Origin of the sequence: Streptomyces bambusae, assembly GCF_020532645.1 — a bacterium.
Lineage (GTDB): Bacteria > Actinomycetota > Actinomycetes > Streptomycetales > Streptomycetaceae > Streptomyces > Streptomyces bambusae.
Genome location: NZ_JAJAUZ010000002.1, coordinates 78,558 through 100,532, shown reverse-complemented (window position 1 = coordinate 100,532; position 21,975 = coordinate 78,558). Strand labels below are relative to the sequence as shown.

Annotated in this window: 20 protein-coding genes and 1 pseudogene; 13 read left to right on the top strand and 8 right to left on the bottom strand. The window is 67.8% G+C overall.

Annotated features, from left to right (window positions below):
- Nucleotides 1-302 precede the first annotated feature (302 nt).
- Complete coding sequence (locus LG634_RS01865; RefSeq protein WP_226731774.1) at nt 303-1,652, top strand: helix-turn-helix transcriptional regulator; 1,350 nt, start codon at nt 303-305, stop codon at nt 1,650-1,652.
- Between the two features lie 228 nt (nt 1,653-1,880).
- A complete protein-coding gene (locus tag LG634_RS01860) occupies nt 1,881-2,306 on the top strand; it encodes an acyl-CoA thioesterase (protein ID WP_226731773.1) in 426 nt (141 codons plus the stop codon).
- A 101-nt stretch (nt 2,307-2,407) separates the two neighbouring features.
- Here LG634_RS01860 and LG634_RS01855 read toward each other — a convergent pair whose 3' ends face one another.
- The 7 genes from LG634_RS01855 to LG634_RS01825 all read right to left on the bottom strand — a co-directional run bounded on the left by LG634_RS01855 (nt 2,408) and on the right by LG634_RS01825 (nt 9,362).
- Complete coding sequence (locus LG634_RS01855; protein WP_226731772.1) at nt 2,408-2,878, bottom strand: LuxR C-terminal-related transcriptional regulator; 471 nt, start codon at nt 2,876-2,878, stop codon at nt 2,408-2,410.
- Nucleotides 2,879-2,983: 105 nt separating this feature from the next.
- Nucleotides 2,984-4,429 (bottom strand): glutamine synthetase family protein, encoded by a 1,446-nt coding sequence (locus tag LG634_RS01850; RefSeq protein ID WP_226731771.1) that lies wholly within the window; start codon nt 4,427-4,429, stop codon nt 2,984-2,986.
- On the bottom strand, nt 4,429-5,964 hold the full coding sequence (locus tag LG634_RS01845; RefSeq protein WP_226731770.1) for an amino acid permease: 1,536 nt from the start codon (nt 5,962-5,964) through the stop codon (nt 4,429-4,431). The genes LG634_RS01850 and LG634_RS01845 overlap by 1 nt, the downstream gene beginning before the upstream one ends.
- A 75-nt stretch (nt 5,965-6,039) precedes the next feature.
- Nucleotides 6,040-6,687, bottom strand: a complete 648-nt coding sequence (locus LG634_RS01840) for a hypothetical protein (RefSeq protein ID WP_226731769.1) — start codon at nt 6,685-6,687, stop codon at nt 6,040-6,042.
- 563 nt (nt 6,688-7,250) lie between these two features.
- Nucleotides 7,251-7,445: a hypothetical protein gene (locus LG634_RS01835; RefSeq protein WP_226731768.1), complete on the bottom strand. Its 195-nt coding sequence runs from the start codon at nt 7,443-7,445 to the stop codon at nt 7,251-7,253.
- 135 nt (nt 7,446-7,580) lie between these two features.
- The gene (locus tag LG634_RS01830; protein ID WP_226731767.1) at nt 7,581-8,015 is read right to left on the bottom strand and encodes a hypothetical protein; all 435 of its coding nucleotides are present in this window, start codon (nt 8,013-8,015) and stop codon (nt 7,581-7,583) included.
- Between the two features lie 108 nt (nt 8,016-8,123).
- Entirely contained in the window at nt 8,124-9,362 is a 1,239-nt protein-coding gene (locus tag LG634_RS01825) for a helix-turn-helix domain-containing protein (protein WP_226731766.1), read from the bottom strand.
- 409 nt (nt 9,363-9,771) lie between these two features.
- Here LG634_RS01825 and LG634_RS01820 point away from each other — a divergent pair, with 409 nt between their 5' ends.
- From LG634_RS01820 to tyrS, 9 genes are all read left to right on the top strand, one after another.
- Nucleotides 9,772-10,581, top strand: coding sequence for an HAD family hydrolase (locus tag LG634_RS01820; RefSeq protein ID WP_226731765.1), 810 nt, complete (start codon nt 9,772-9,774; stop codon nt 10,579-10,581).
- A complete protein-coding gene (locus tag LG634_RS01815) occupies nt 10,512-11,597 on the top strand; it encodes an alcohol dehydrogenase catalytic domain-containing protein (RefSeq protein WP_308072208.1) in 1,086 nt (361 codons plus the stop codon). The genes LG634_RS01820 and LG634_RS01815 overlap by 70 nt, the downstream gene beginning before the upstream one ends.
- A 17-nt stretch (nt 11,598-11,614) precedes the next feature.
- On the top strand, nt 11,615-12,766 hold the full coding sequence (locus tag LG634_RS01810; protein ID WP_226731763.1) for a hypothetical protein: 1,152 nt from the start codon (nt 11,615-11,617) through the stop codon (nt 12,764-12,766).
- Nucleotides 12,760-13,662 (top strand): radical SAM protein, encoded by a 903-nt coding sequence (locus tag LG634_RS01805; protein ID WP_226731762.1) that lies wholly within the window; start codon nt 12,760-12,762, stop codon nt 13,660-13,662. The genes LG634_RS01810 and LG634_RS01805 overlap by 7 nt, the downstream gene beginning before the upstream one ends.
- Complete coding sequence (locus tag LG634_RS01800) at nt 13,659-14,675, top strand: nucleotidyl transferase family protein (protein WP_226731761.1); 1,017 nt, start codon at nt 13,659-13,661, stop codon at nt 14,673-14,675. The genes LG634_RS01805 and LG634_RS01800 overlap by 4 nt, the downstream gene beginning before the upstream one ends.
- A 16-nt stretch (nt 14,676-14,691) precedes the next feature.
- On the top strand, nt 14,692-15,393 hold the full coding sequence (locus LG634_RS01795) for a class I SAM-dependent methyltransferase (RefSeq protein WP_226731760.1): 702 nt from the start codon (nt 14,692-14,694) through the stop codon (nt 15,391-15,393).
- Nucleotides 15,394-15,398: 5 nt separating this feature from the next.
- Nucleotides 15,399-16,493, top strand: coding sequence for a glycosyltransferase family protein (locus LG634_RS01790; protein WP_226731915.1), 1,095 nt, complete (start codon nt 15,399-15,401; stop codon nt 16,491-16,493).
- Nucleotides 16,490-17,395, top strand: a complete 906-nt coding sequence (locus LG634_RS01785; RefSeq protein WP_226731759.1) for a glycosyltransferase — start codon at nt 16,490-16,492, stop codon at nt 17,393-17,395. Before LG634_RS01790 ends, LG634_RS01785 begins: the two co-directional genes overlap by 4 nt.
- Before the next feature lie 103 nt (nt 17,396-17,498).
- Nucleotides 17,499-18,902: a tyrosine--tRNA ligase gene (gene tyrS, locus LG634_RS01780; RefSeq protein WP_226731758.1), complete on the top strand. Its 1,404-nt coding sequence runs from the start codon at nt 17,499-17,501 to the stop codon at nt 18,900-18,902.
- A 72-nt stretch (nt 18,903-18,974) separates the two neighbouring features.
- Here the strand turns inward: tyrS and LG634_RS01775 are convergent.
- Nucleotides 18,975-19,473: pseudogene (locus LG634_RS01775) on the bottom strand (NUDIX hydrolase).
- Nucleotides 19,474-20,188: 715 nt separating this feature from the next.
- Between LG634_RS01775 and LG634_RS38390 the strand changes: the two are divergent.
- Both LG634_RS38390 and LG634_RS01765 read left to right on the top strand, forming a co-directional pair.
- Nucleotides 20,189-20,965 (top strand): outer membrane protein assembly factor BamB family protein, encoded by a 777-nt coding sequence (locus LG634_RS38390; RefSeq protein WP_372482354.1) that lies wholly within the window; start codon nt 20,189-20,191, stop codon nt 20,963-20,965.
- Nucleotides 20,966-21,128: 163 nt separating this feature from the next.
- Entirely contained in the window at nt 21,129-21,932 is an 804-nt protein-coding gene (locus LG634_RS01765; protein WP_226731756.1) for a class I SAM-dependent methyltransferase, read from the top strand.
- The last annotated feature ends 43 nt before the right edge of the window (nt 21,933-21,975 follow it).

Here is a 21,975-nt window from a genome sequence, read left to right as displayed (position 1 = left end):
TGATCATTCAATCCCTTGCAACAAAAAACGGCAAGGATTTGCCGCTTTCCCGATCATGGGCAGTTCGGGCGTAGGAATGTCCAGATTCGTCACGAAAGGCGGATCTGGTGTGGCGCCACGTGGTTTCACGTTTAACCACCTGCTCTGTGGTTGAGGCCACAAATTGCGGAAAGCCCTCAGGGTCGTCGTATCGTCTTTGTAGGAGACACCCGGCCGGGGGGCCAGCGTTCGTGCTGCCCCTCTTTTTTCATGCCCTCGTCCGGATGTCGTCCTGCACACTGCGGAGACAAAGGAAGAGCCTCATGGTTGCTCAGGGGACCGTCCCCTTCGGCGATGACCGCGCCGAGAACAAGGGCGCACACGGCGGAGAAATCGCCGGTCAGTTCATGGGGTTCGGCGGCTGGTTGAAGCGATGGCGCCAGGCGGCGGGGCTTACCCAGGCCCCGGTGGCCAAGGCCCTCGGCATGGGGGTCCGGACCTACCGCAACGTGGAGAAGGGGGCCGTGCCGCCCCGCTTCACCAAGCCTCAGTGCGAGGCGCTCGCGGACCTGCTCGGGCTCGACAAGAGTGAGCGTCACGCCCTGCTGCTGTACAACATCGGCACCTCGCTCGACGGTGACCCGCAGATCGATGCCAGCCCGGAGTTGCGCCGGGCCCTTCGCCTGCTGATTGACAGGCAGATGCCTTCGCCGACGTATCTGACCGACCGCAACTGGAACGTCCTTGCGTACAACGCGGCAATGGCTGAGTGGTGGCCCTGGGTCATGGAACCGCGCGCCAACCTAATGCGCTGGGCTCTGACGAACCCGGAGGCCCGCACCCAGTACCACGACTGGGACATGCACGCCGCAGCCTACGTCCGCCTGCTGAAGTTCGCCCAGGCCACCCACAAGGACAACGCCGAGCTCGTCGAACTGATTGCCGAGGTTCGTCAGAACCCGGACGTCGAGCGGATCTGGCGCACCGAGGCCGATCTGGAGGCCGACAGGGACGGCCACGTCTTCCGGATGATCATCCCTGCCCTGGGCTGGGAGACCGTCGAGGTCGTCTCCCACGTCCTGTACCCGGCGTCGATGCCGCACTGCCGGTTCGTGGTCATCACCTGGGTCGAGGCCGAGACCTCCGATGATGAGACCGACGCCCTGGGAGGCAAGCGCAACGCCTGGGCCCACGCCGAGCCCGGCTCGCCTACGACTCCGCAGCCCTCTGCACAGGCCGAAGCCGACGCCGCCCGCCGCCGCGCAGCCCGGGCGCTCACTGCCCGCCTCGTCGTCGACAGCGCTGACGGAGCCGCGGCGCTCGCCGGCCCCGACGGTGTCCCGCTCCCGGCACTCAGCGCCCTGGCCGGACCCGGGTGCCGTCTCACCCTGTCGCCCGAGAACCACTCTGTGGTGTGGGCAATCGAGGAATCCGCTGGCGAGTGGGGCGTCACGCAGCTGGGGGCGGGTGCCGTCGTCGACCGCATCCAGGTGCCGATCGTCGACCCCCAGGCCCGAGCGGAGATGAAGCTACTCCTGCGTGCTTCGCTGCCGGACTCCGACCCGGCGGCCATCAGCCGGCTCCGTGAACAGCTGCCCCAGGTCGACCTGAGGGCAGCGCTCCTTCGGGAGATCTTCAACGATCTCCAAGAGGGTGAGGCCCTGCCTGGCTAGCTGGTGGCTGGCCCATTGGCCGCAAAAGGTAACTTACCGTCACGACTGGTGCGGGCTCTCTCTCCCAGGTGTGGGGGCCGAGGCGCGGCCGTCCGGACCACGGAGAGGGTCCGGACGGCCAGACCTCCCGATGCCCCTGGCGCTCGCGAGGGAGCGTGTACCAGTACGCCCTTGAATCGGCCGGGTGCCTTGAAGGCACGGCAGATCTCACAGCTCTCAGGAGTCACTGTGTCCCGACACATCTATGACTGCCCCGTTCGCTGGTCGGACCTCGACGCGAACGGACACCTCAACAGCTCCCGCTACGGCACCCTCCTGGAGGAGACCCGCATGCGCATGTTCAGCATGCTGGTTCCTGCCGATCCCGCCGAGCGCCTTGCCCGCAACTTCCTCCTGCGCGAGCAGACCATCCGCTATAGGCACCCGCTGGAGACCTGGGAGACCCCGGTCCGCGTCGAAGCCTGGGTGACCGACGTCAAGCGCGTCTCCCTCACCTTCCACTTCGAGGTCAAGGACGACAAGCACGTCTATGCCACCGCGACCTCTGTCGTGGCCGGCTACGACTCCATCCGCGGCGGCATCCGCCGCTTCGAGCAGAACGAGCTCGACGTATTCAACAGCTACGCCGACACCGCCTCGGCCGCCACCAGCTGAACCCCGCGGCCAGACCATCGGCTGCCTGGCGGCGGCCGGACGGCATCGCGCTCCAGGACGAGCGTCCAGGCCCACCGCCGCCTGGTCTGGCCGGTCTGCAGTCATGCAACCTGGTCGCCGCCGGTTCCATAGGAGCCGTCGAGTACGCCGAACATCCAGCCGAGGGCGATCAGATGCGGGTCGTGCTCGGCGCCCCAGCGCGCCCGCAGCGCTCGGATCCGCTTCTTCATCGCGTCGTGGGGGAGGCCGCAGTGCTGCGCGATCTCGGCGTACGTGCCGTCCAGCGCGAGCGACCAGAGTTTGGTCTCAGTGTCGTCGATGCCGCCGGGGGGTGATGCTGTCGGCTCCGGCCGGGGTAGCTGCTCGGTGACGTAGCACGCGTGGACCAGGGCATGGCGGTGGCGTACTCCGGCACGCCGGTTGCCGTGCGACATCTGATTTGCGACGGTGCCTTCGGACAGGCCCAGTTCGGCGGCAGCCTTGCTGGTGCTGAGCCCCTGGGCGAGCTTGCCGACGATCTTCACCTGGGCGGGGGTCGGGTGCGAGGCGGCCGGACCAGGGCGTGCAGGCATCAGTGGATCACTTTCAGTCGATGGGTGTCGGCCGGGGGCGGGCGTTGGGCAGGCCCCGGCCGAGGGGGGAAGCTCGGCCGGGGCCTGGTCTTGGGGCGGGTGTGGTCAGGCGCGGGTGAACCAGCGGGCCTGCTCCGCGTCGGTGACCGTGCCGCGGTGGTGGTCGAGTTCGAGCTGCGCGAGGTGCGCGTAGTGATCGACCACCGTCTTCCCGAACGCCTCGCGGGCGACGGGGCTGTGCCGGAAGGCTGAGCGAGCCTGGTCGAGGGTGAGGGGCAGCCTGGGCGCGTCAGTGGCCTCGTAGGCGTTGGAGGTGCAGGGTGCCGGCGGTTTGAGCTGCCGCTCGATGCCGTGGGTGATCGCTGCGATGGCCGCGGCGAGAGCGAGGTAGGGGTTGGCGTCCGCACCTGGTACGCGGACCTCCAAGTGCAGCCCCTGTCCGTGGCCGGCGATGCGTACGGCGCACGTCCGGTTGTCCCAGCCCCATGTCATGTAGGTAGGGGCGAACGAGCTGGGCACGTACCGCTTGTACGAGTTGGTGTTCGGCGCGTACAGGGGTGCGAGCCCGGGCAGGGCGGCCAGGAGTCCTGCGACGGCCTGCTCACCTATCTCCGAGAGCCGTCCGTCCGGATGGTTGAGCATGGGGTTGCCGCTGCGCGTGAGGGAGATGTGCAGGTGCAGGCCGCTGACCAGTCCGGTCTGGGGGGAGGCCATGAACGTGGCGGTCATGCCGGAGCGGCCGGCCAGGGTGCGCACCGCGTGCTTGAAGACGAGGTGGTTGTCGCACGCGGTCAGCGCGGGGCCGTAGGGGAAGGTGACCTCTACTTGGCCCGGCGCGCCTTCCGTCTTTACCGCCTCCACGGGCATGCCCGCCTTGGCCAGTGAGCCCTGGAGGCGCCGGAAGAACCGGTCGGCTTCCGGCGTGTGGTCGAGGGCGTAGTCCAAGTTTTCCTCGGTCACGGGAACGAGTCCCTCGTGGCCGACCCGGGAGGCAGAGGTGTGGCTGCCGCGGTAGAGCACGAACTCGGTCTCCAACGCGGCCTGAGCGTGTAGCCCGTGGGCGGCCAGACGGGTCAGCTGGTGGCGCAGGACCTGCCGGGGTGCGACCTCAATGGGGTCCTCGTCGAGGTCGACGGCGTTGCCGAGAACCAGCGCGGTACGCGGCATCCACGGCAGCATCCGTAGCGTCGAGGCATCGGGCACGACCGTCATGTCCTCGTACCCGGTCGCCCACGAGGTGAGCACGAAGCCGTCGGACGGCGTCATGTCGGCGTCTGTGGCCAGGATGTACGCGCACATCTCGGCGCCGCCGTCGAGGACGCGGTCGAGGAAGTGCCGCGCCCCGTACCGCTTGCCCTTGAGGCGTCCCTGCAGGTCCGGCACGGCGAGGAGAACGGTGTCGATCAGGCCGGCGCCGACGGCCTTGCGTAGTTCGTCGACGTTGAACGCCCGGGCCGGCCGCTGTCGGGAGGCCGACGCGGTCTCGTTGCCACGCTGCACCGTGCTGCTCGGGCGTGCTGCCGCTTCGGCGGAGGTGGGCTGGGCTGTCATCACACGACTTCTTCCTGGATCTTGGCCATGTCGGAGCCGGCGTCGGCGGCCGCGGTCGGCACCTTGTAGTCCCGCCCGGACTTCCGCCACCACAGGGCGGCCAGGGCGAGGACGACCAGCAGGGCGATGGGCGCGTAGTTGAACGTCGCCACGGAGACGAGCCCGGTCTCTGGGCGGGTCTGGGGCAGGCAGAACAGCACAGTCACGAACGCCACCCAGGCCACGGCGACCACGCCGACGGGCACGCCCCAGCGGCCAAGGTTCCAGGGACCGGGCTGGAAGCGGTGACGGTTGCGGATCCGCAGATAGATCGGTATCGCGTACGCGGGGGTGATCCCGATGACGTTGATCGCGGTGACGGCGGCGTACGCGGTCGGGCTGTACAGCGACGGCAGCGCCAGCAGCGCGGCCACGCCGACGGACAGCCATACCGCGCGGGTCGGGGTGCCCGTGCGGGTATCGACGTGCCTCCACAGCCTTGAGCCGGGCAGGGCGCCGTCACGGGAGAAGGCGAACACCATTCGGCTGGCGGCGGCCGTCTCGGCGTTGCCGCAGAAGAGCTGCGCGACGATCACAACGAGCAGCAGGGCCTTCGCGCCGGCGACGCCGAGGGCGTCGAGGAAAATCTGCGCCGGTGGCACCCCGGTCGCGGTGGCCTGGGTGGCGGCGTAGTCCTGGATTGCGAAGGTTAGCCCGGCCAGCAGCACGAACCCGGCCAGCCACGACCATCCGATCGCCCGCATGATCCCGCGGGATGCGGAGACCTGCGCGTTGGTGGTCTCCTCGGACAGGTGCGCCGAGGCGTCGTACCCGCTGAAGGTGTACTGGGCGAGCAGCAGTCCGATCAGCACCACGTACAGCGAGCTGGACCAGCCGGTGTTGTTGACGAACTCCCCGAACACGAAGGACGGCGACTGGTGGTGCCCCGGCACGATCGCCAGCGCCCCGACGATCACGGCGACCCCGCCCAGGTGCCACCACACGCTGACCGAGTTCAGGATGCTGACCAGCCGGACACCGAAGAGGTTGAGGGCGGCGTGCAGCGCGAGAATGCAGAAGTAGATCGCCATGATCTTGCCCGGCGTCGGGACGAACCCGAACTGCAGGTTCAGGAAGGCGCCCGTGAACAGCGCGGCGCCGTAGTCGATGCCGGCGATCGCGCCGAGCAGCCCCAGCAGGTTGAGCCAGCCGGTGTACCAACCCCATTTGCGGCCACCGAGCTGCTCGGCCTGGTAGTACAGGGCCCCTGAGGTCGGGTACGCGGAGGTGACCTCGGCGAGGCCGGCGCCCACGAGCATCACCATCGCGCCGACCGCGACCCAGCCCCACATCATCACGGCCGGGCCGCCGGTTCCGAGGCCGAAGCCGTACAGGGTCATGCAGCCGCTCAGCACGGAGATCACCGAGAAGCTGATGGCGAAGTTGCCGAACGGGCCCATGCGGCGGGCCAGCACCGGCTCATAGCCCAGTTCCCGCAGGAACGCGTCGTCGGCCTGGGCTCCGGCCGTGCGGTGAGCCGGGCGGGTTCGTAACACTGGAAATCCTCCACAGGGGTTGACGAAGGGACGTAATGGTCAGGTGCATGTCACGTGATTGAAAATGGTTGGTAGTCAGCTCGGCGGGCCGAAGCTGGGTGCGTGGGTGCGGGCGAAGGAGAGGGATTCCCGGCGGGCACGCAGCAGCAGGGCCTCGCCGCCGTCCGGGTGATTGGAGCTGCTGTGGACGGATGCCCATGGCTCGCGCGAGGCGTACGCGCCCACGGCCGTGAACACCTCGGCGGCCTCCACGAACCGGTGCCCGGCCCACAGCGCGTACGCCAGGTGGTGCAGGTCCGTCACCGATCGCAGCGTGGCTTCCACCTGCCGGAACCAGTGGTGGAATGCCTTGAGCGCGTACGTGAGTGTCGGCTCCTCCGCCCACTGCCTTCGCCACAGCGGATCGGACCGGCGCCAGGCGGACTGTTGCCGGCACTGCTCGACCAGTGCGTACAACGGCAACAGCAGCAGCGGGGACCCTGCTGGCGACCAGGAGGCGACCCACCTGCCGAAGTCGAACATTGCCGCGACCGAAGCCGCCGGGGGCGCGGAGCGGGCCAGTAGGAACTGCGACACCCGGTGAAACGCCTCCCGGTTATACGGGTCTCGCTGGTTGACGCCGTGCAGCAGGCCCCACGGCCCGCTCGGCAGCATCGGCTCCGTCGAGACTTCTCGGTGCTCCCGCCGCACCTGACGCTCGTCGATCTGGGCAAGCGCGAGCATGCACACCCAAGGCACCGGATCCTCTGGCATTCGGCGTGCTGCCATCAAGGCCGCACGCCGGGCGGCTTCCTCCAGTACCACGGCGCTGGCGTGCCGCTGGTGGTGGGCGCGAAGGGCGCGCTCCACCGTCACGCGAGCCCTCATTAGCTGCGCGTCGTAACCGTCAGGCTCCTCGGCCAGCCACACACCGATCACGTCGGAGTGCGCGGCTGCGACTGCCAGCACTTGGGTTCGCGAGGTCCGCAGTGCCCATTGATTTCCAGTCGCAGACAGTAAGGCTCGTGCTGGCTTCCATCGCCCCGCTTGTAACTCGACCAGGGCAAAGGCGAGTGCCTCGTCTCCGCCAGCGGGGTGATACACCGGGCGCATCAGTGTGCCCCAGGGAGGTGGCTGCCGACGGCGGCGCGCGGAAAGGGAGGCTGAGAACGCAAGAGCTCGATCATGCTGCCCGGTAAGGGCACGGAGTTCTCGATCACCGGATGATCCCTTGGTAGATATGGCCGGTCGAGTCAGGAAGTGTGGCCTGGGCGGAAGGGGAAACTGCGGCACCTTGGGCGGCCGGTTTAGAACTTCAGACCGCTGATCAAGCGTGCGGCGCTGGTCACGGCCTCGGAGATCGCGGGTGCGAGCGAGGAACTGGCCAGGTAGAACCCGAGGAGGGTGCACACGACAGCATGCCCGGCCTTCAACCCGCCCTTCTTGACGAGCAGGACGACGATCACCGCCAGCAGTACGACAGCGGAGACGCTAACGGCCACGGGACGCCCTCCAACGGATCTGCGCCCGCACCTGGAGCGGCTGCGGCGTTGCCCTGACCGGGCCGCCGGGTGTCTGCGGGATGGGCCGGACCGGGGTAGCGCGCGGTTGCAGATCGGGGGAGTTGTGGCGAGGCATCACGTGCTCCGGGAGGGGCCGCGTAACTGCCTGCGCGCCCGGCCGATTGCCCTGCTCAGGGCAGCTGCGCGGGTGAGGACTCGCGGGCTGGCGGGCAAGGAATGCCAGTGCAGTCCGGGCGGGTCGGTGGCCTCAAGGGGCGGCACGACGAGGTGGCATCGCGAACCCAGTGCCACGGTGTCCGGTTCCTGCCAAGTGGCGGCGGTGCCGACCGGCACCAGGAGGCACATGCGCAGTTCCGTGACCTCGTCGCAGAGGATCACTGGGCCGATGGGCTCGCCCTCCGCTTGAAGGATCTCGATGGCGCGCCGGCCGACCTCCTCGGACACTCGAACCACGTCCCACCACTGTCCGGCCGGGCAGACCTCGGGGTCGTCACCGATGGGCATCCAGCGGGGCGGGATCCCGGAGGGAGAGGGGCGGTCCACGGACATGAAAATGGTCTCCTCACAAAGGCTGGTGAGAAGACCATTCCATGTGGCCAGAGCCGTGTACGGACAGATTGTCTGCGGGGGAGTTCCGTGAACTGCCGTACAGGAGGGCTAGGTTGTGATAACCCCTGCCCACCTTCCGAAGGCCGTGAGTTCGGCGGAGGGATGCGTGTCCAGGCGCAAGAGTGCTGCTGAGGTCTCTCGGGCGGACGGGTGGAAGCGCGTGTGGTTGGGGGCAACCTTTCGCGCTCGGCGGAGGTCGGTGAAAGCGCCTCGCCTGTCGCCGACGGCCAGCTTCGCCGAGGCTACGTCGATGAAGTGGTGGCTCGATCGTTCCCCCACGGTCGAGGCCGGCGGTGTCCACTCCTGCCCCGGTGCATCGGACCACTCGGCGAGACGGGCGAGGGCCTGCTCCACGTCTCCCATGTCGATCAGGGCGTGCACCTCGTGGATGCGGATGTTGGTGGGGCCGAATGACATCTCGTAGGCGAGGGAGTCGCGGTTGCCGGCCAAGCGCGCGACGCTCTCCGCTTCACGGAGGTATGTGTCAGCACCGTCCGGGTTGTTCTCCCGGGCCTCCAACACGGCCAGCTTCAGCAGGAGCGCGCCATCGACGGCGAGGGCATCGTTCGTGTACGAGTGCTCCGGCTGCATTCGCTCGAGCTCGTGCCGCAGGGCCAGCAACTTGCGGCGTCCCGGTGCGTATGCTCCCTGCCGCAGCATCGCCCCAACGACGAGGTACCCAGCGGTGAACTGCATCAAGGGGTCACCGGAGCGGTCGGCAGCCCAGCGGACGCGCTCTAGCGCCGTGCTGGACAGGTCGTGGTGTCCCAGCTTGTGCGCAAGGGAGTTGACCGCCCGGTAGGCGCGGGCGAGGTGGCCGAAGGCCTTCTCCCGCTCGCCGTTGGTGCCGCTCAGGGCGACGTGCGTCAGTTCCGTAATGACCGCCGGGAGAAGCGGGCCCATGGGGGCGTAGCGGGCATCGCGGCGGAGGGCGGCAACCTGATCCACTTCGGATGCAAGTACAGGCAGCGGCCGTGGAGCGATTTCCAAGTCGTCCGGCGTGTCATAGCACAGCATGATCCTGCGCAGCTCGGGGATCACAGCGTGCACGCCGTCTTCGGACTCGGGTTCCCCGTAATAAGGCTGCCCGGTCAGGACCTCAGGCCCGAAGTGCAGCGCCTTCGCGAGCGCCAGGACCAACGAGGGTGACGCCTTGCGCGCGCCGGATTCGAGCTTCTGCACGTAGCTAGGTGATATGGCGACTCTTTGCGCCAGTTGGGCGGCAGACAGGTTCCGTGTCTTTCGGGCGATACGGAGACGGTCTCCCAACGTCAGGTTTTCACTCATGGGCGGAACAGTCCCTTCGCGACGGAGCACTCCGTCCAGCGTACGTTCGATGTCCAGCTCTGCGACGGGCTGCGGAAAGAGTTAACTTCCGCGCCACTTCATGGCGGAGCCCCACCAACGGTCCGTGGGCCACCCACGGCGATTGCCGATTTCGCCAGGCAGCGCACATTTCATCCCAGATGCACAGCCAAAGGTGAGCCCTGGCTAATACATGTCATGTGACGCTCAGTCAAGATCTATGTAGTAGATCGCTGCGGACAGTTTGTCCGCTGTCCACGCCCTCGTCGGTGGAATCGTCTCCTGACAACGCGCCCCCTGCCCGCTCCCCGTCTCCCCAATGACGACGCGGTATGTCGGCGCTTCCGCACCCCCGTACAGGCATGCCCGACACAGGTGAGGGAGTCTTGACTTGCGCTATCTGTCCGCGATGTCCTCGAGCAACGAGTCGCTGCCATCGCAGTTGTCCGCCGTTGCGACCGGTCATAGGGGAGTGGCGCCCCACCGGTCGGCCAACTCGCAGGCGGCGAACGGCTCCGAAGCCCTGGTGCTTGACCTCTTCGGGACTCTTGTCGCGGCTCCGGACATCGCCGAACGCGGCGTCGCAGTGGCCGAGCTCGCCTCTGCCCTCGGCGTGACGGCGGGGGCCGTCGAGGCAGAGCTCTCCGCGAGCTGGCGGGTACGGCACGACGGGGAACTGCGATCGGCAGCCGCTGTCGCTGGCCACCTTGTTGAGAGGTGCAGCGCTTCCGCGGACCGCACGGCCCGTGCAGCATCGGTGCTCCGTCGGCTCGCAACTGCCCGGCTGCGTCCGGACGAGTCGGTCTGCAGGGCGTTGGCCGAGCTCCAACGCTCGGGGCTACGTCTGGCACTGCTCAGTGACGCCTCGCCGGACATCGCGGAATGCTGGAGCGAGTCGGCGCTGGCCTCCTACTTCGAGGTGGCAGCGTTCAGCTGCTGGGAGGGCGCGGTGAAGCCGGCCCCCCATCTCTACGGCGGTCTGCTGGCGCGGCTCGGAGTCGCCCCGGCCAACGCCGTCTACTGCGGCGACGGCGGCGGGGACGAACTGACGGGGGCCCAACGGTTAGGGATGCGGCCGTTACGGGTGTTACGCCGAGGTGGAGCACACCGCCTCGCTTTCGGCGAGACACCATGGTCTGGGGCATCGGTTCCCAGCATCGAGGCTCTGCCTGCGGCCTTGGCCAGTGGGTGGCCCGTATGAGCGCGGCGGCACGTGCCTGGACGGTGCGAGACGGTGTTCCTCGATTCGCGGAGGCCCCGATCGGACCCGGCTCGGCGCCTTGCGGCACCGGTCGCGATTCGGCGTTGGTCCGAGTCCGTTACGCCGGTGTGTGCGGCAGTGACATTCCCAAGCTCCTTCCCACTTGGCGTGGCTCCCTGCCCACGCCTTGGTTCCCCGGACACGAGATCGTCGGCAAGGATGCTCGGGGCGACTGGGTCAGTGTCGACCCCCTGATCGCATGCCACTCATGCGGTGCATGCCAATCCGGACGTACACACTTGTGCCGCGATCTGCGGCGCGTCGGATGGGATCTGCCCGGCGGCTTGGCCGAGATGGTCCAGGTGCCGGAGTCCAGCATCGTGAAGCTCCCGTACCTCCGAGATCCCGCGCACGGCATTCTGGCCGACCCCATGGCAGTTGCCCTGCACGGCATTCGCTGCGGACTGGAGGCGGGGTCCGGGCGCCTCGGCGTTATCGGGGCCGGAGCCCTTGGGATCTGCACGGCGGTCTGCGCAGCCTCCACCGGGTGGGATGTCCACCTTGCGGTCCGATCCGCCGCCAGGCACCAGGAGCTGCAACGAGCCCTCGTCGGCCCGCGCCTCAGCGTGCACCACCGCGCCCTACCTCCGTGCGACGCGGTCGTCGACACCGCCTCCGGATACGACGATTCCCCATTGCTTCAGGCTGTGGCATCGGTCCGAGACGGGGGCACAGTGCTCGTCCAGAACGCCTATGCACCGAACGTCACTCTCTCCCTCCCTCTACGCGACCTCTTCCGTCGGTCAGTCACCCTGCGCGGGTCCTTCTCGTACTGCCGCGGCAGCGGCCACGACGACTTCCGCGACGCACTTGCCTTCCTTACCCACGGCGGTGCTTGGGCTGACCTCTTGACGCGCGACCGATATCCGCTGCCCGAACTGCCGCGAGCACTCGCGGCGCTGGGCCGTCAGGACCACTGTCGCCCGCTCAAAGTCCTGCTCACTTCGAACATCTAGCTCCGGGAGCCATGCTCGTGACCGTCTCCATCCCTCCACTGGTCCACAAGATCAATTCGCTTGCCGAGATTGACCCGCATGAGGTCCACGACGGCATCCTCGCCGTCCTCGAACTCCCCGCCGGCCATACACGCGACGTGATGCTCGGCAGCGTTCTGACCGGCCTGCTGTTACGCGGCCCAAGGATCGGAGAGGTCGAGGCGGCCATCCACGCCGCCACGCACCTCGACCGCGCCGCCTGGGACTTCCACCAGCCGCCCGAGGGAATTCGCTTCGTCGGCTACACCGGCAGCGGAAAGAAGACCTTCAAGACCATCAACCTGAGCTCAACCGCCGCGCTCGTCGCGGCCACTGGTGGGGCACACATCGCCAAGCTCGGCTCACGCAGCGCCTCCTCCAAGACCGGGTCCCGGGACTTCATCGACATCGTTGGCGCGAACGCCGAAACGGTGCCGCAGGGGGAGATGGTCGGTATCACGGCCGAGTGCGGGTTCGGCTTCTTCTCCATCGAGCACCGTGTGCCCGAGTTCGACAGGCGCTACGGCGGCAGGTTCCAAGCGGTCCACGCGCTGAGCCTGGCCTTCCCCGCGCTGCTGAGTCCGGTGGTCTGCCCCGCGTACGTCTACGGGCTCTCCCACACCGCGGTCCACGTCTCCGCGCAACTTCTGTCCCGGCTCGGGCTGTCGGATGCGACCGTCGTCAACTCCTCCGACGACGCGACGCTTCAGGTAGACGAACTCCTGCCTGGAACCACGGCCCGTGCCTGCCGGATCATCGACGGCCATGAAGACCGCACCCTCGCCGACGACGTGATGCGCGCCGCAGCGTCAATGCCCCGCGACATGGGCTGCATCACCCAGCACGCCGAGCCTCACGTGAACGTGGCGGCCGCGGTCCGCGTCCTGGCTGGCCAGGACACCTCACCCGCGCGGGACGCCGTCGCCCTCAACGCAGCCTTGCTTCTGCTGACGGCCCGGGTGGTCCCGACGTTCCAGGCCGGACTCGACACGGCGTTCAACATCCTCCGCAACGGCGCTGGACTGGACACGCTCCTGTGCTTCGTCCGCCTCACCGGTGGGTCGCCACGCACGCTCGACGTACTGCTCCGCCAGGTCCCGCCTTCCGGCCCCGCAGTCCAGGCACATCTCGAGGAGAAGGCCGCATGCTGACCCGAGACGAACTGGGCATCATCCACCTGGTTCTCAACACAGACTGCAACGCCTGGGACCTGGCCCCCACGCCGTCGTCCCCGGGGGTGTGCCGCTTCTGCTACCGCGAGCGCAACCGAGTCAAGGCAGACCCGGGCACCGTCGTCCGTGTCATCGACCGCCTCCGAGGCGAGTCGGAGGCGCACCGAATCGTCTTCACCGGCGGCGACCCCGTGATGCCGTACGAGAACCATCTGGAGCTCGCCCTCCGGCACGCCTGCGCCGCCGGCTTCGAGACGAACCTGCACACCAACGGTCTTCTCCTGAAGGGGCGCTACCCCGAAATCCGCGAGCACGTATCCGTCTACTCCCTGGCGATCGACGGCCCGGATGCGGAGACCGCCGACTGGTTCCGCGGAGAGGGCTACTTCGACTGCTTCCAGGCCAACACGGCCATGCTCACTTCCGACCGGCGGCGCCTCGCCTTCAACACCTTCACCACTGCGCACTCCATCCAGACTCTCCAGGACCTGGCCCGGCTCATCAGCGACCTGGCCGTCACCACCCCGGTCGAGTACTGGCTGATCTCCCAGTACCGGCCCATCGGCCGCGCCAACCCCCACAAGGCGGAGATCTACGGTTTCGGACGCGAGGACTTCCTTCAGGCCGTTAACGATGTCCGTGCCCTCGTCCCCGACATCCCTGTCTTCGCCCAGCCGACACGCGCCCCGCACGATGCCTACCCGTTCCGCGTCTGGGTCCTCGCGGACGGCACTGTCACAGCTGACCTCGGCAGCGTCTCGGCACCGCGCAACGCCGTGCTCGGCAACATCCTGACCGACGGCTTCGAGTCGCTCGTCCGCCGCGCCTTCGCGCTTCGCGCAGACGCCTCCTCACACCAGGAAGTGACCTCGTGAAATTCGACACCGCCTACTACGACAGCGTCATCGACCAGCACCGCTACGAGCGCCTCGGTCTCGGCGCCATCGACTTCGCCCTCGCCGGCATGAGCCCCGACGACCTGCGCACCAAGTGGGTGTGCCACACCGGCGCCCGCGACTTCGCCGAGGCGGTCGCGGCCGGCCAGCCCGCGATCGTGACCACCGGTGTCGGCCTCGGTGGCCCTCCCCACGCCGGCACGGTGTTCCAGCTGTTGCGTGCGATCAAACTCCAGCAGCAGGGCCTGGACGTGCAGATCGTGCTCGGCGACCTGGACTCGTACAACGCGCGCCGAACCCCCCTGGACACCGTGCGCCGCATCGCGGACCAGTACGAGGAATTCGTGCGCGGGCTCGGATTCGATGAGCACCGCGGTGTGCTGCGCCGCCAGGAAGGACACACCGACGTGCTGGCCACTGCCTTCCTGCTCTCCCGCCACCTCGACGACGCGGACTTCCAGTGGGCCGAGGAGGACCTCTCCGGCCTCTACCGCAGCCACGGTGTCTTCGATCACCTGTCGTACGGCATGAAGCAAGCGACGCTCCTCATGGCCGCCGACTTCGTCCAGCTCCTCTCCGAGGGTCGGCACGTCCTGGTCTCCCTCGGCGTCGATGAGCACAAGTATGTGGCTCTCGCCCGCCGCGGAGCGGAACGCTGGGGACTGCCCGCGGACCGCCTGTCCGGCATCTACACCAAGATGATCCCCGGCCTGGGCGGCCTCCCGAAGATGAGCAAGAGCATCCCTGGCTCCGGGATCGACGCCTCGATGCCCGGCCAGGACATCCGCGCACTGCTCGCCGCCGACAGCGACACCGCGCCCGAGGACGACGGCTCAGCCATGCTCCAGATGTACGCGTGCCTCCCCGAGGTCGACGGTCCGGACTACGACCGCGCCGCTGCAGCACGCCGCAACAACGCCCCCGAGTGGCAGGTGCTCCGCGAGGAGCTCACCGAACGCCTGATCACCATCTTCTCCCTCTGGCCGAAGTAACCGAAGGAGCTATTCGATGCACACCGCCCCCGCCTTATCCAGTCGCCCCATAGGCGACGCCGCCTCGTACTTCATCAGGAACGGCTACCTCAGCCGCGACACCGTGGAGTACTTCGCCGACGAGACGGACGACACCACCGTCTGGCAGCCCGACGTCTACCCATACGCTGCGGCCCGAGCGGAGGAGCTCGGCCGTGACGTACTGATCGACATCGGCTGCGGCCGGGCAGGCAAGCTGGCCACTCTGGCCGCTGCGCGTCCCGACTGGAACTACGTCGGCGTCGACTTCGGCGAGAACCTCCGCTGGTGCCGCGAGAACCACGCCTTCGGCCGGTGGGTCGAGGCGGACCTGGAGTCCACCCACGTTCTCCCGATCGCCCCCGCCCTCATCCGCCGTTCCGTCGTGGTCTGCTCCGACGTCGTGGAGCACCTGCTCAACCCCGGGCCGGCGCTCGCGCTGATCCGCGGACTGCTCGCCGAGGGTTCCGCCGCCGCAGTTCTCTCCACACCCGCCCGCGAGTTCCGCAGCGGCTACGACGCCCCTGGTCCGCCCCGCAACCCCAGCCACGTCCGCGAGTGGGCGAGCGACGAGTTCCAGGCCCTGCTCCGCGCCGTCGGCTTCGAGATCCACTACGCCGGGCTCACCCGCAGCGACGACGTCTCCCACGGCCTGTCCACCCAGCTGGTACTCGTCGGCCTTGGGCGAGACAACGGGTGACCACCATGATGGCAGCCACGCGCTCACCGGCCCTGCGCGTTGTTCACTTGCCGGCCCGTACCCCGTACGCCCGCAAGCTGCACAGCCAGGACATCCTGATCCTCAACGAGACCGCGATCCGCTCCGGAGTCACTGTCCCCGCGGCAGTGAATGCGTCATGGCTACTCGCACACACCCCGCTCGACTGGCTCGATGTGCTGCACCTGCACCACATCGACGTCGAGGACCTCCCCACTCTGGAGAGGCTCCTCGACGCCTGCGCCAGGTCCGGGGTCCGCGTCGTTTTCACAGCCCACGACACCCGCCCCATGTACGGGTCCGCGATGGAGTTCGCCGCCCGTCTGCAGCTCCTGCTCGCCGCCGATGTGCAGTGGGTATGCCTGACGGAGAGCTCCCTCGTCGAGCTGGCCTGCCTGCTGGGAGACCGGCCTCCGGCGACGGTCATCCCTCATGGGTACGTCGTCCCGCCGGATGCACTGCTCCGCAGAGAGCGGGAGCAAGGCTCTCCCTCAGCCCGCTTTCTCATGTACGGGGCGTCCCGGGCCAGCCGCGACCAGCTTTCCCCGGTGATCAACTGGAGCCTGGGCGTAACGGACCCCAGGAGCACCCTCCGGCTCCTGCTCCGAGCGTTCAGCCCTGTTGACTTCGCCCCGGACAGCCGCATCCCTCTCCTTCTGGAGACGGCCCGCCACGATCCCCGGATCCGGCTGTCGATGCGCCCGTACCCCAGCGACGACGATGTGGTCGACGCCGGCCTCGCCGCAGACGTCCTCCTGCTCCCTTACCTCTGGGGCAGCCACTCGGGTCAGCTGGAACTCGCCTTCGACCTCAACCTGCTGCCGGTTTGTTCCCGCACCGGCCACCTGCCCGAGCAGTACCGCCACCACCAAGGACTGGTGAGCGAGCCCGAGTGGTTCGACTGGTCAACGGGACACCCCAACCTCTTCGGCGAGCGCTTTCTCACCGCCGTCGAGAACGCCACAGCACGCATGGCATCCTCCACATCGCGTGGTCTTGACCGCACGTTTCTCGACTACCGCGCCCAGGAGCACAAGTCTGTCATCGACGCCTACGCTCAGATATACGGAGGCGACCGGTGAACGACTTGCCTCGAATATCGTGCGTCATCCTGTGCCACAACTACGGGCGCTACCTCGACAGGGCCATCAGCAGCTGCTTGGAACAGGAGCCCGGGAGATACGTCCTGCACGAGGTTATCGTCATTGATGACGGTTCCACCGACGAGACCGTGGAGGTCTGCCGTCGCTACGAGGACCGCGTCCGCGTAATCCGGCGAGAAACGAAAGGTTTCGGCCCCAGTTTGACTGACGCCTTCCGCCTGAGCAGCGGCGACTGGGTGGCCCCGCTCGACGCCGACGACTGGTTCCACGCATCCAAGCTGCGAACCTGTGCCGACGCCGTCACCGACGGCCGGCTCTTCATCGAGCACTGGGAGCACGTGGTCGACGCGGACGGACGCCCGTTCCTCGCAGAGCCACACCCTGGTGGAAACACCAGCACCCTGCTCGTACACCGGGAGGCGGCCCTCACCCTCCTCCCGGTCACGAACGAGATCTTCTTCCATGCTCTGCGCGAGGCCGGCCATGGCCACGCCCTGCGTGTCCCCTTGGTGTACTACCGGCTTCACCCGCTCAGCATGACCGACCGGCACAACCGCGGAGTGTCACAGCTGTACCGGGCCGAGGTCTCCGCAGCCCTCGCCCGCCGACTGCGCACCTTGACTGCCGACCCGCCGACCTGGACGGCGCGCCGCGACCTCCATCGCATGTCCCGGCACTTCCGCGCACTCGGCGCCGGGCACCTCGTGGAGGCACAGGTGCAGCTCGGGCGCCGGCGCACATGTCTGCGTCCTCTCATCACCATGCTGATCGATACAGCCTGCTCCCGGCGGTCTTTCGCCCCATGGGCCAGGGCGGTGTCGAGTGCCTTGACCGGACGACCGCAGGTAGCCATTTCCAGTGATCAGGAACGGCGAAGCTGAGAGTGACTATTCGAATACGACGGCGTGAGCAGCGATGATAAAGTCGCCAACCAACCCACGCTGGCACCAAGCCAGTTGTCAGACCCAGGAGCGTATAGGCACCATGAGCCGTCTGAGCGAGTCCGTCACCCGCGTCATGCAGATCCTCGAGGGATCGGACCTGGGCGCGGACTATACGGTCGCTCAGCTCTTGGACGAGACAACAGCCCGGCGCTCTCTCGACCTCTCCGACCTCTCCCCTCGGGAGCAGGCGGCCCTGGTCGAAGGGCGCGCGATCAACATGATTCCCTCAGCCGAGGCACTCGCGGAGAAGATCACCGCCGCTCAGGCGGCAGGTCGTCAGTTCGTCATCAAGTACGGCATCGACCCGACATCCCCCGACGTACACCTCGGCCATGCGGTGCCGATCATCATCGCGAGCCGGTTCCAGCGCATGGGGCACCATGTCGTCTTCATCATCGGTGACGTCACAGCGAAGATCGGCGACCCCTCCGGGCGCTCGTCCGAGCGTCCCGCCCTCACCGACGACGACATCGCGCGGAACCTCAGCACCTACCAGCAGCAGGTGACGCCGTTCATCGACTTCGAGCGAGCCGATCTGCGCTTCAACGGCGAGTGGCTCAACAAGGTCAGCCTGCCCCAGCTCGTGGAAATCCTGGCCCGCGTGCCGGTGTCCATGTCCCTCCAGCGTGAGGACTTCCGCACCCGGCTCGCGGAGGGGCAGGGCCTGTCCGTTGCCGAGTTCGTCTACTCGGTCGTCATGGCCATGGACTCCGTGGCCATCACCGCCGATGTCGAACTGGGCGGCGTGGACCAGCTCCTCAACCTCCAGATGTGCCGCAAGGTCATGGAGATCTCGGAGCAGACTCCCGAGGTCGTCATCACCACCCCGCTCATCGAGGGCACTGACGGCACCGGCGCCAAGATGAGCAAGAGCAAGGGCAACTACGTCGGCCTCACTGCCACCCCAGACGACGTCTACGGCCGCCTGATGTCCATTCCCGACCACGTCACCGAGCCGTACCTGAAACTGCTGACCGAGTGGACGGACGAAGAGATCCAGGTGGTCACCAAGCGCCTGGCCGACGGCACTGCCCACCCCATGGCGGTCAAGCGCATCCTCGCCGGCGAAGTCGTGGCTGCCCTGCACGGCCTGGACGCAGCCCGGGCTGCGCGCGCCGAGTTCACGGCCCGCTTCTCCAAGCGTTCCTTCGGCGACACGCAGAACCTCCCGGTCATCTCCCTCAAGGAACACGCGGAGACTTCCCTGGGCGCTCTGCTCAGCCAGACGCTGGACTTCGCCCCCAGCCTCTCGGCCGTCCGTCGCATTGCCCAGCAGAACGGGCTCCGCCTGATCGCCGAATCCGACGGAGAACAGAACGCCACGCCGCTCACCGAGACCGCCGTCCAGCAGACGCTGGCCACCGTCCTGACTGAGGCCGGCGCGGCCGATGGCGCCGACCTCTACCTCAAGGCTGGCCGCAAGATTGCCCGCATCGACGCCTGACGGCAGGCCAGGCGACTCGGCACTGAGGAGAGACGCCGCCGGCAGCTGAGTACCTCGATTCGCCCCACCGATTCACTCGGTGGGGCGAATCGCTGTCTGTGTGACGGGGACGGACGCGATCTGCGCGTCGAGCACGGCCGTGAGGGCTTCGACGTTGCCAGCGGCGAACTCTGCTAGTTCCGGCGGCATCAGCTTGATCTGCCGGATAGTCTCCGCGGTAGACGGAATCCGCACGACCTCGTGGCTGCCCCGCTCGGGCTTGTCGAACTCGGTGCCCGTGCCTGCCTCGATGTCCAACCGCTCCAGACGCGCCGCGAAGATGTGCTGGACACCTCCACTCCCGTCCAACGAATCGGTGATCAGAAACACCAGCTCTGCCCTGCTCAGCTTGCCGCCGACCTCCTCGAATACCTTCCGGTGCAGGGCGACCTCGATGCTCGGGTCCCCGTCCTCGACACCGCCGCCGACTGTTACCCAGTACGGTTCCCGCCCTGGCCTGGTTCGTAATGATCAGCACGAGGTCATCGCCGTGCAACAGGATGGCCCTCGCACTTCGCCTGGTGATCGACACTACTTGCACCCTTCGACTGCGGACGGTGGCTTTCGCCTTGGACCAACCGACGGTTAAGACGCTTCTTTCGGATCACCACCGACCAGATTCATGAGGACGGTGAGGTGGCTCGGAGACGGCCTGGTTCCCCCGCACCGGCTCGCCGTGGGTGGTTGGAGAACTTGCCGCTCTCCAGGGAGCCCAACCGCTATGGTCGTCGTGATCACGAAGATCACGAGCAGGGGGAGCGATGGGCTGGACAGGCAGGACGCGACGATGGGCCGCTGCTGCGGCCGGAGTGACGCTGGCGACAGCTACGTTGGTCGCCTGCGGAGACGGCAGCTCATCGGATGCGAAGTCGTCCGGTAAGTCCGCGGAACCGTCCCACGCGACTTCCGGGAAGCCAAGCCGTCCGGCGTTCGACCCGCCCGTGCGCTTCGCCGGGCCTACGGTCGACTTGCCGGACGCCAGCCAGCCGAGTACGACGAGCGGGGGAGCGGCACGGCCCGCGGTCACGCTTGCCGGCGGGGTCGCCTTCATCACTGCTGAGGACGGACTGAAGGCGATCGACACCGAGACCGGTGCACCGCGGTGGGATGTGGCCACGAAGTACGCGGCAGACAAGGGTGGGTTCGGAAGCAACCGGGCTGCCCCCCTCGTCTCGCCTGACGGTGCAACCGTGTACGCCGCCTGGAACAGGGATGTGAAGGGGCAAGGGACAACGCCGGATCGAGCCGTGATCGAGGTGCTGGCCGTCGAGACGGCGACCGGCAAGACGGCATGGTCGGCCGAGATCGCGGCTGCTCCCAGCTCCCGCGGGCTCGCCGCCACGGCCATCGGGGCCGACGAGATCCTCGCACCACAGGTCATCGGAGTCGACTCGGGCACAGCGCTCGTCACCGCGGCTGACACCACGTACGCCGTTGAACTCTCTGCGGGCACCGTTCGCTGGTCGAAGCCGGACTTCCGTGCAGTGACCTTCGCTGACGGCGTCGTTGCCGGGGGCGAGAAGACGGGGTTCGGCGCGGGCAGGCTGCTGGGCGTTGCCGCGGCCACGGGTGAACAACGATGGACAGTAGCGGAGGCGCGGCAGCCGGCCGCCGCCGCGCCCCGGCTGCTGAGCGCAACCCTCGCAGACAAGACGCTCGTTGTGGATGCCGTCAGCGGTGAGCAGCGCGTGGCGCTCGATGGCAGCGGCTGGCGGTGCCGCCACGACGCCCAGTCCCTGGTGCTGTGCTCCAAATACGGCTACAGGGAGGCAGACCGCGGGATCACGGTGTTCGACACCGCTTCGGTTCAGAAGCGGTGGGCCTTGCCAGACGGGTCCGGACGGAAAGTGCCGAAGGTCAACGGATTTTGGCACGGTGCCGTGTACGGGGAGGTGGGCGGCGAACCGATCGTCCTGGACGGCACGACGGGACAGGATCGGCAGACTTCTGCTGGCGCGGCGCCGTACGAGATCGATCGGTATGGCGGTGTGGCCGGATCGACGTTCCATCGCGCCGCCGGTTAACAATGGCGGATCCCGGAAGCGTCACGATTTCCGGAATCCTGCCGCGAGCCGCAGCGCGATGCTGGTTGCGACGGGGCCTACAGACCCCCAACCGGATCTCCTGTCCCCGCGTCGGCCCTGTCGCGGCCGGATATCTGCTTCGCCGGCCCTACTCTCGCAGGGCATGAAGAGCATCGATGCCCGGATCGCCGACTTCTACGCCGAGTACGACGAGGCATCCCGGCTGCACGCCACAGCAGTCGGTCGTTTGGAGTTCGAGAGGACCCGTGAGCTATTGCGGCGCCACCTGCCCGTGGCGCCGGCCCGGGTGCTGGACGTGGGCGGTGGCCCGGGTACGCATGCCCGCTGGCTCACCAAGGACGGCTATGAGGTGCTGCTCGTAGATCCGGTGCCCAAGCACGTCGAGCAGGCCCGCGCGTACGCGCCGGGCTGTTCGGCCGAGCTCGGCGACGCTCGCGATCTAGCCTTCCCGTCCGACTGCTTCGAGGCGGTTTTGCTATTGGGCCCTCTATACCATCTGGCGGACCGCGCGGATCGCCTCAGGGCTCTCCGGGAGGCTTGCCGGGTCACGGTGCCGGGCGGCCTGGTGGCAGCCGCAGGGATCTCCCGCTACTCGCTGATGCAGGACTACACCGTCAGCGCGGGCCTGACCCCGGAGCTGCTGGCTGGCGAGGTCGCGCAAGTCATCAGCACAGGCTCCTACGACGGCAGTAGGGGATTCACGGTGATTCACTTCCACACCGCAGCTGAGCTCGCCGAGGAGGCCACCGAGGCGGGACTCAATGGTGTGAGCGTCCACGGAATCGAGGGTCCGGGGTGGGCGTACGTAGTCGCGGCAGACCGCTATGCGAGCCAGAAGGTAGCAGGAGCGCTGCTCGCGGATGCGATCACGACGGCTCGCCTCGCTGACGAGCACTGCGCGCTCGTGGACGCCTCCTCGCACGTTCTTGCGGTCGGCACAGTCTGAGGCGCAGGGCTCGCCGGAGTTCGCTTCGGGGGACTGGACGAGT

Coding starts and splice junctions, on each gene's coding strand:
- LG634_RS01865 (WP_226731774.1), top strand. CDS start 303: ATGGTTGCTCAGGGGACCGTCCCCTTCGGCGATGACCGCGCCGAGAAC.
- LG634_RS01855 (WP_226731772.1), bottom strand. CDS start 2,878: ATGCCTGCACGCCCTGGTCCGGCCGCCTCGCACCCGACCCCCGCCCAG.
- LG634_RS01850 (WP_226731771.1), bottom strand. CDS start 4,429: ATGACAGCCCAGCCCACCTCCGCCGAAGCGGCAGCACGCCCGAGCAGC.
- LG634_RS01840 (WP_226731769.1), bottom strand. CDS start 6,687: ATGCTCGCGCTTGCCCAGATCGACGAGCGTCAGGTGCGGCGGGAGCAC.
- LG634_RS01830 (WP_226731767.1), bottom strand. CDS start 8,015: ATGTCCGTGGACCGCCCCTCTCCCTCCGGGATCCCGCCCCGCTGGATG.
- LG634_RS01825 (WP_226731766.1), bottom strand. CDS start 9,362: ATGAGTGAAAACCTGACGTTGGGAGACCGTCTCCGTATCGCCCGAAAG.
- LG634_RS01815 (WP_308072208.1), top strand. CDS start 10,512: ATGGTCTGGGGCATCGGTTCCCAGCATCGAGGCTCTGCCTGCGGCCTT.
- LG634_RS01805 (WP_226731762.1), top strand. CDS start 12,760: ATGCTGACCCGAGACGAACTGGGCATCATCCACCTGGTTCTCAACACA.
- LG634_RS01795 (WP_226731760.1), top strand. CDS start 14,692: ATGCACACCGCCCCCGCCTTATCCAGTCGCCCCATAGGCGACGCCGCC.
- LG634_RS01790 (WP_226731915.1), top strand. CDS start 15,399: ATGATGGCAGCCACGCGCTCACCGGCCCTGCGCGTTGTTCACTTGCCG.
- tyrS (WP_226731758.1), top strand. CDS start 17,499: ATGAGCCGTCTGAGCGAGTCCGTCACCCGCGTCATGCAGATCCTCGAG.
- LG634_RS01765 (WP_226731756.1), top strand. CDS start 21,129: ATGAAGAGCATCGATGCCCGGATCGCCGACTTCTACGCCGAGTACGAC.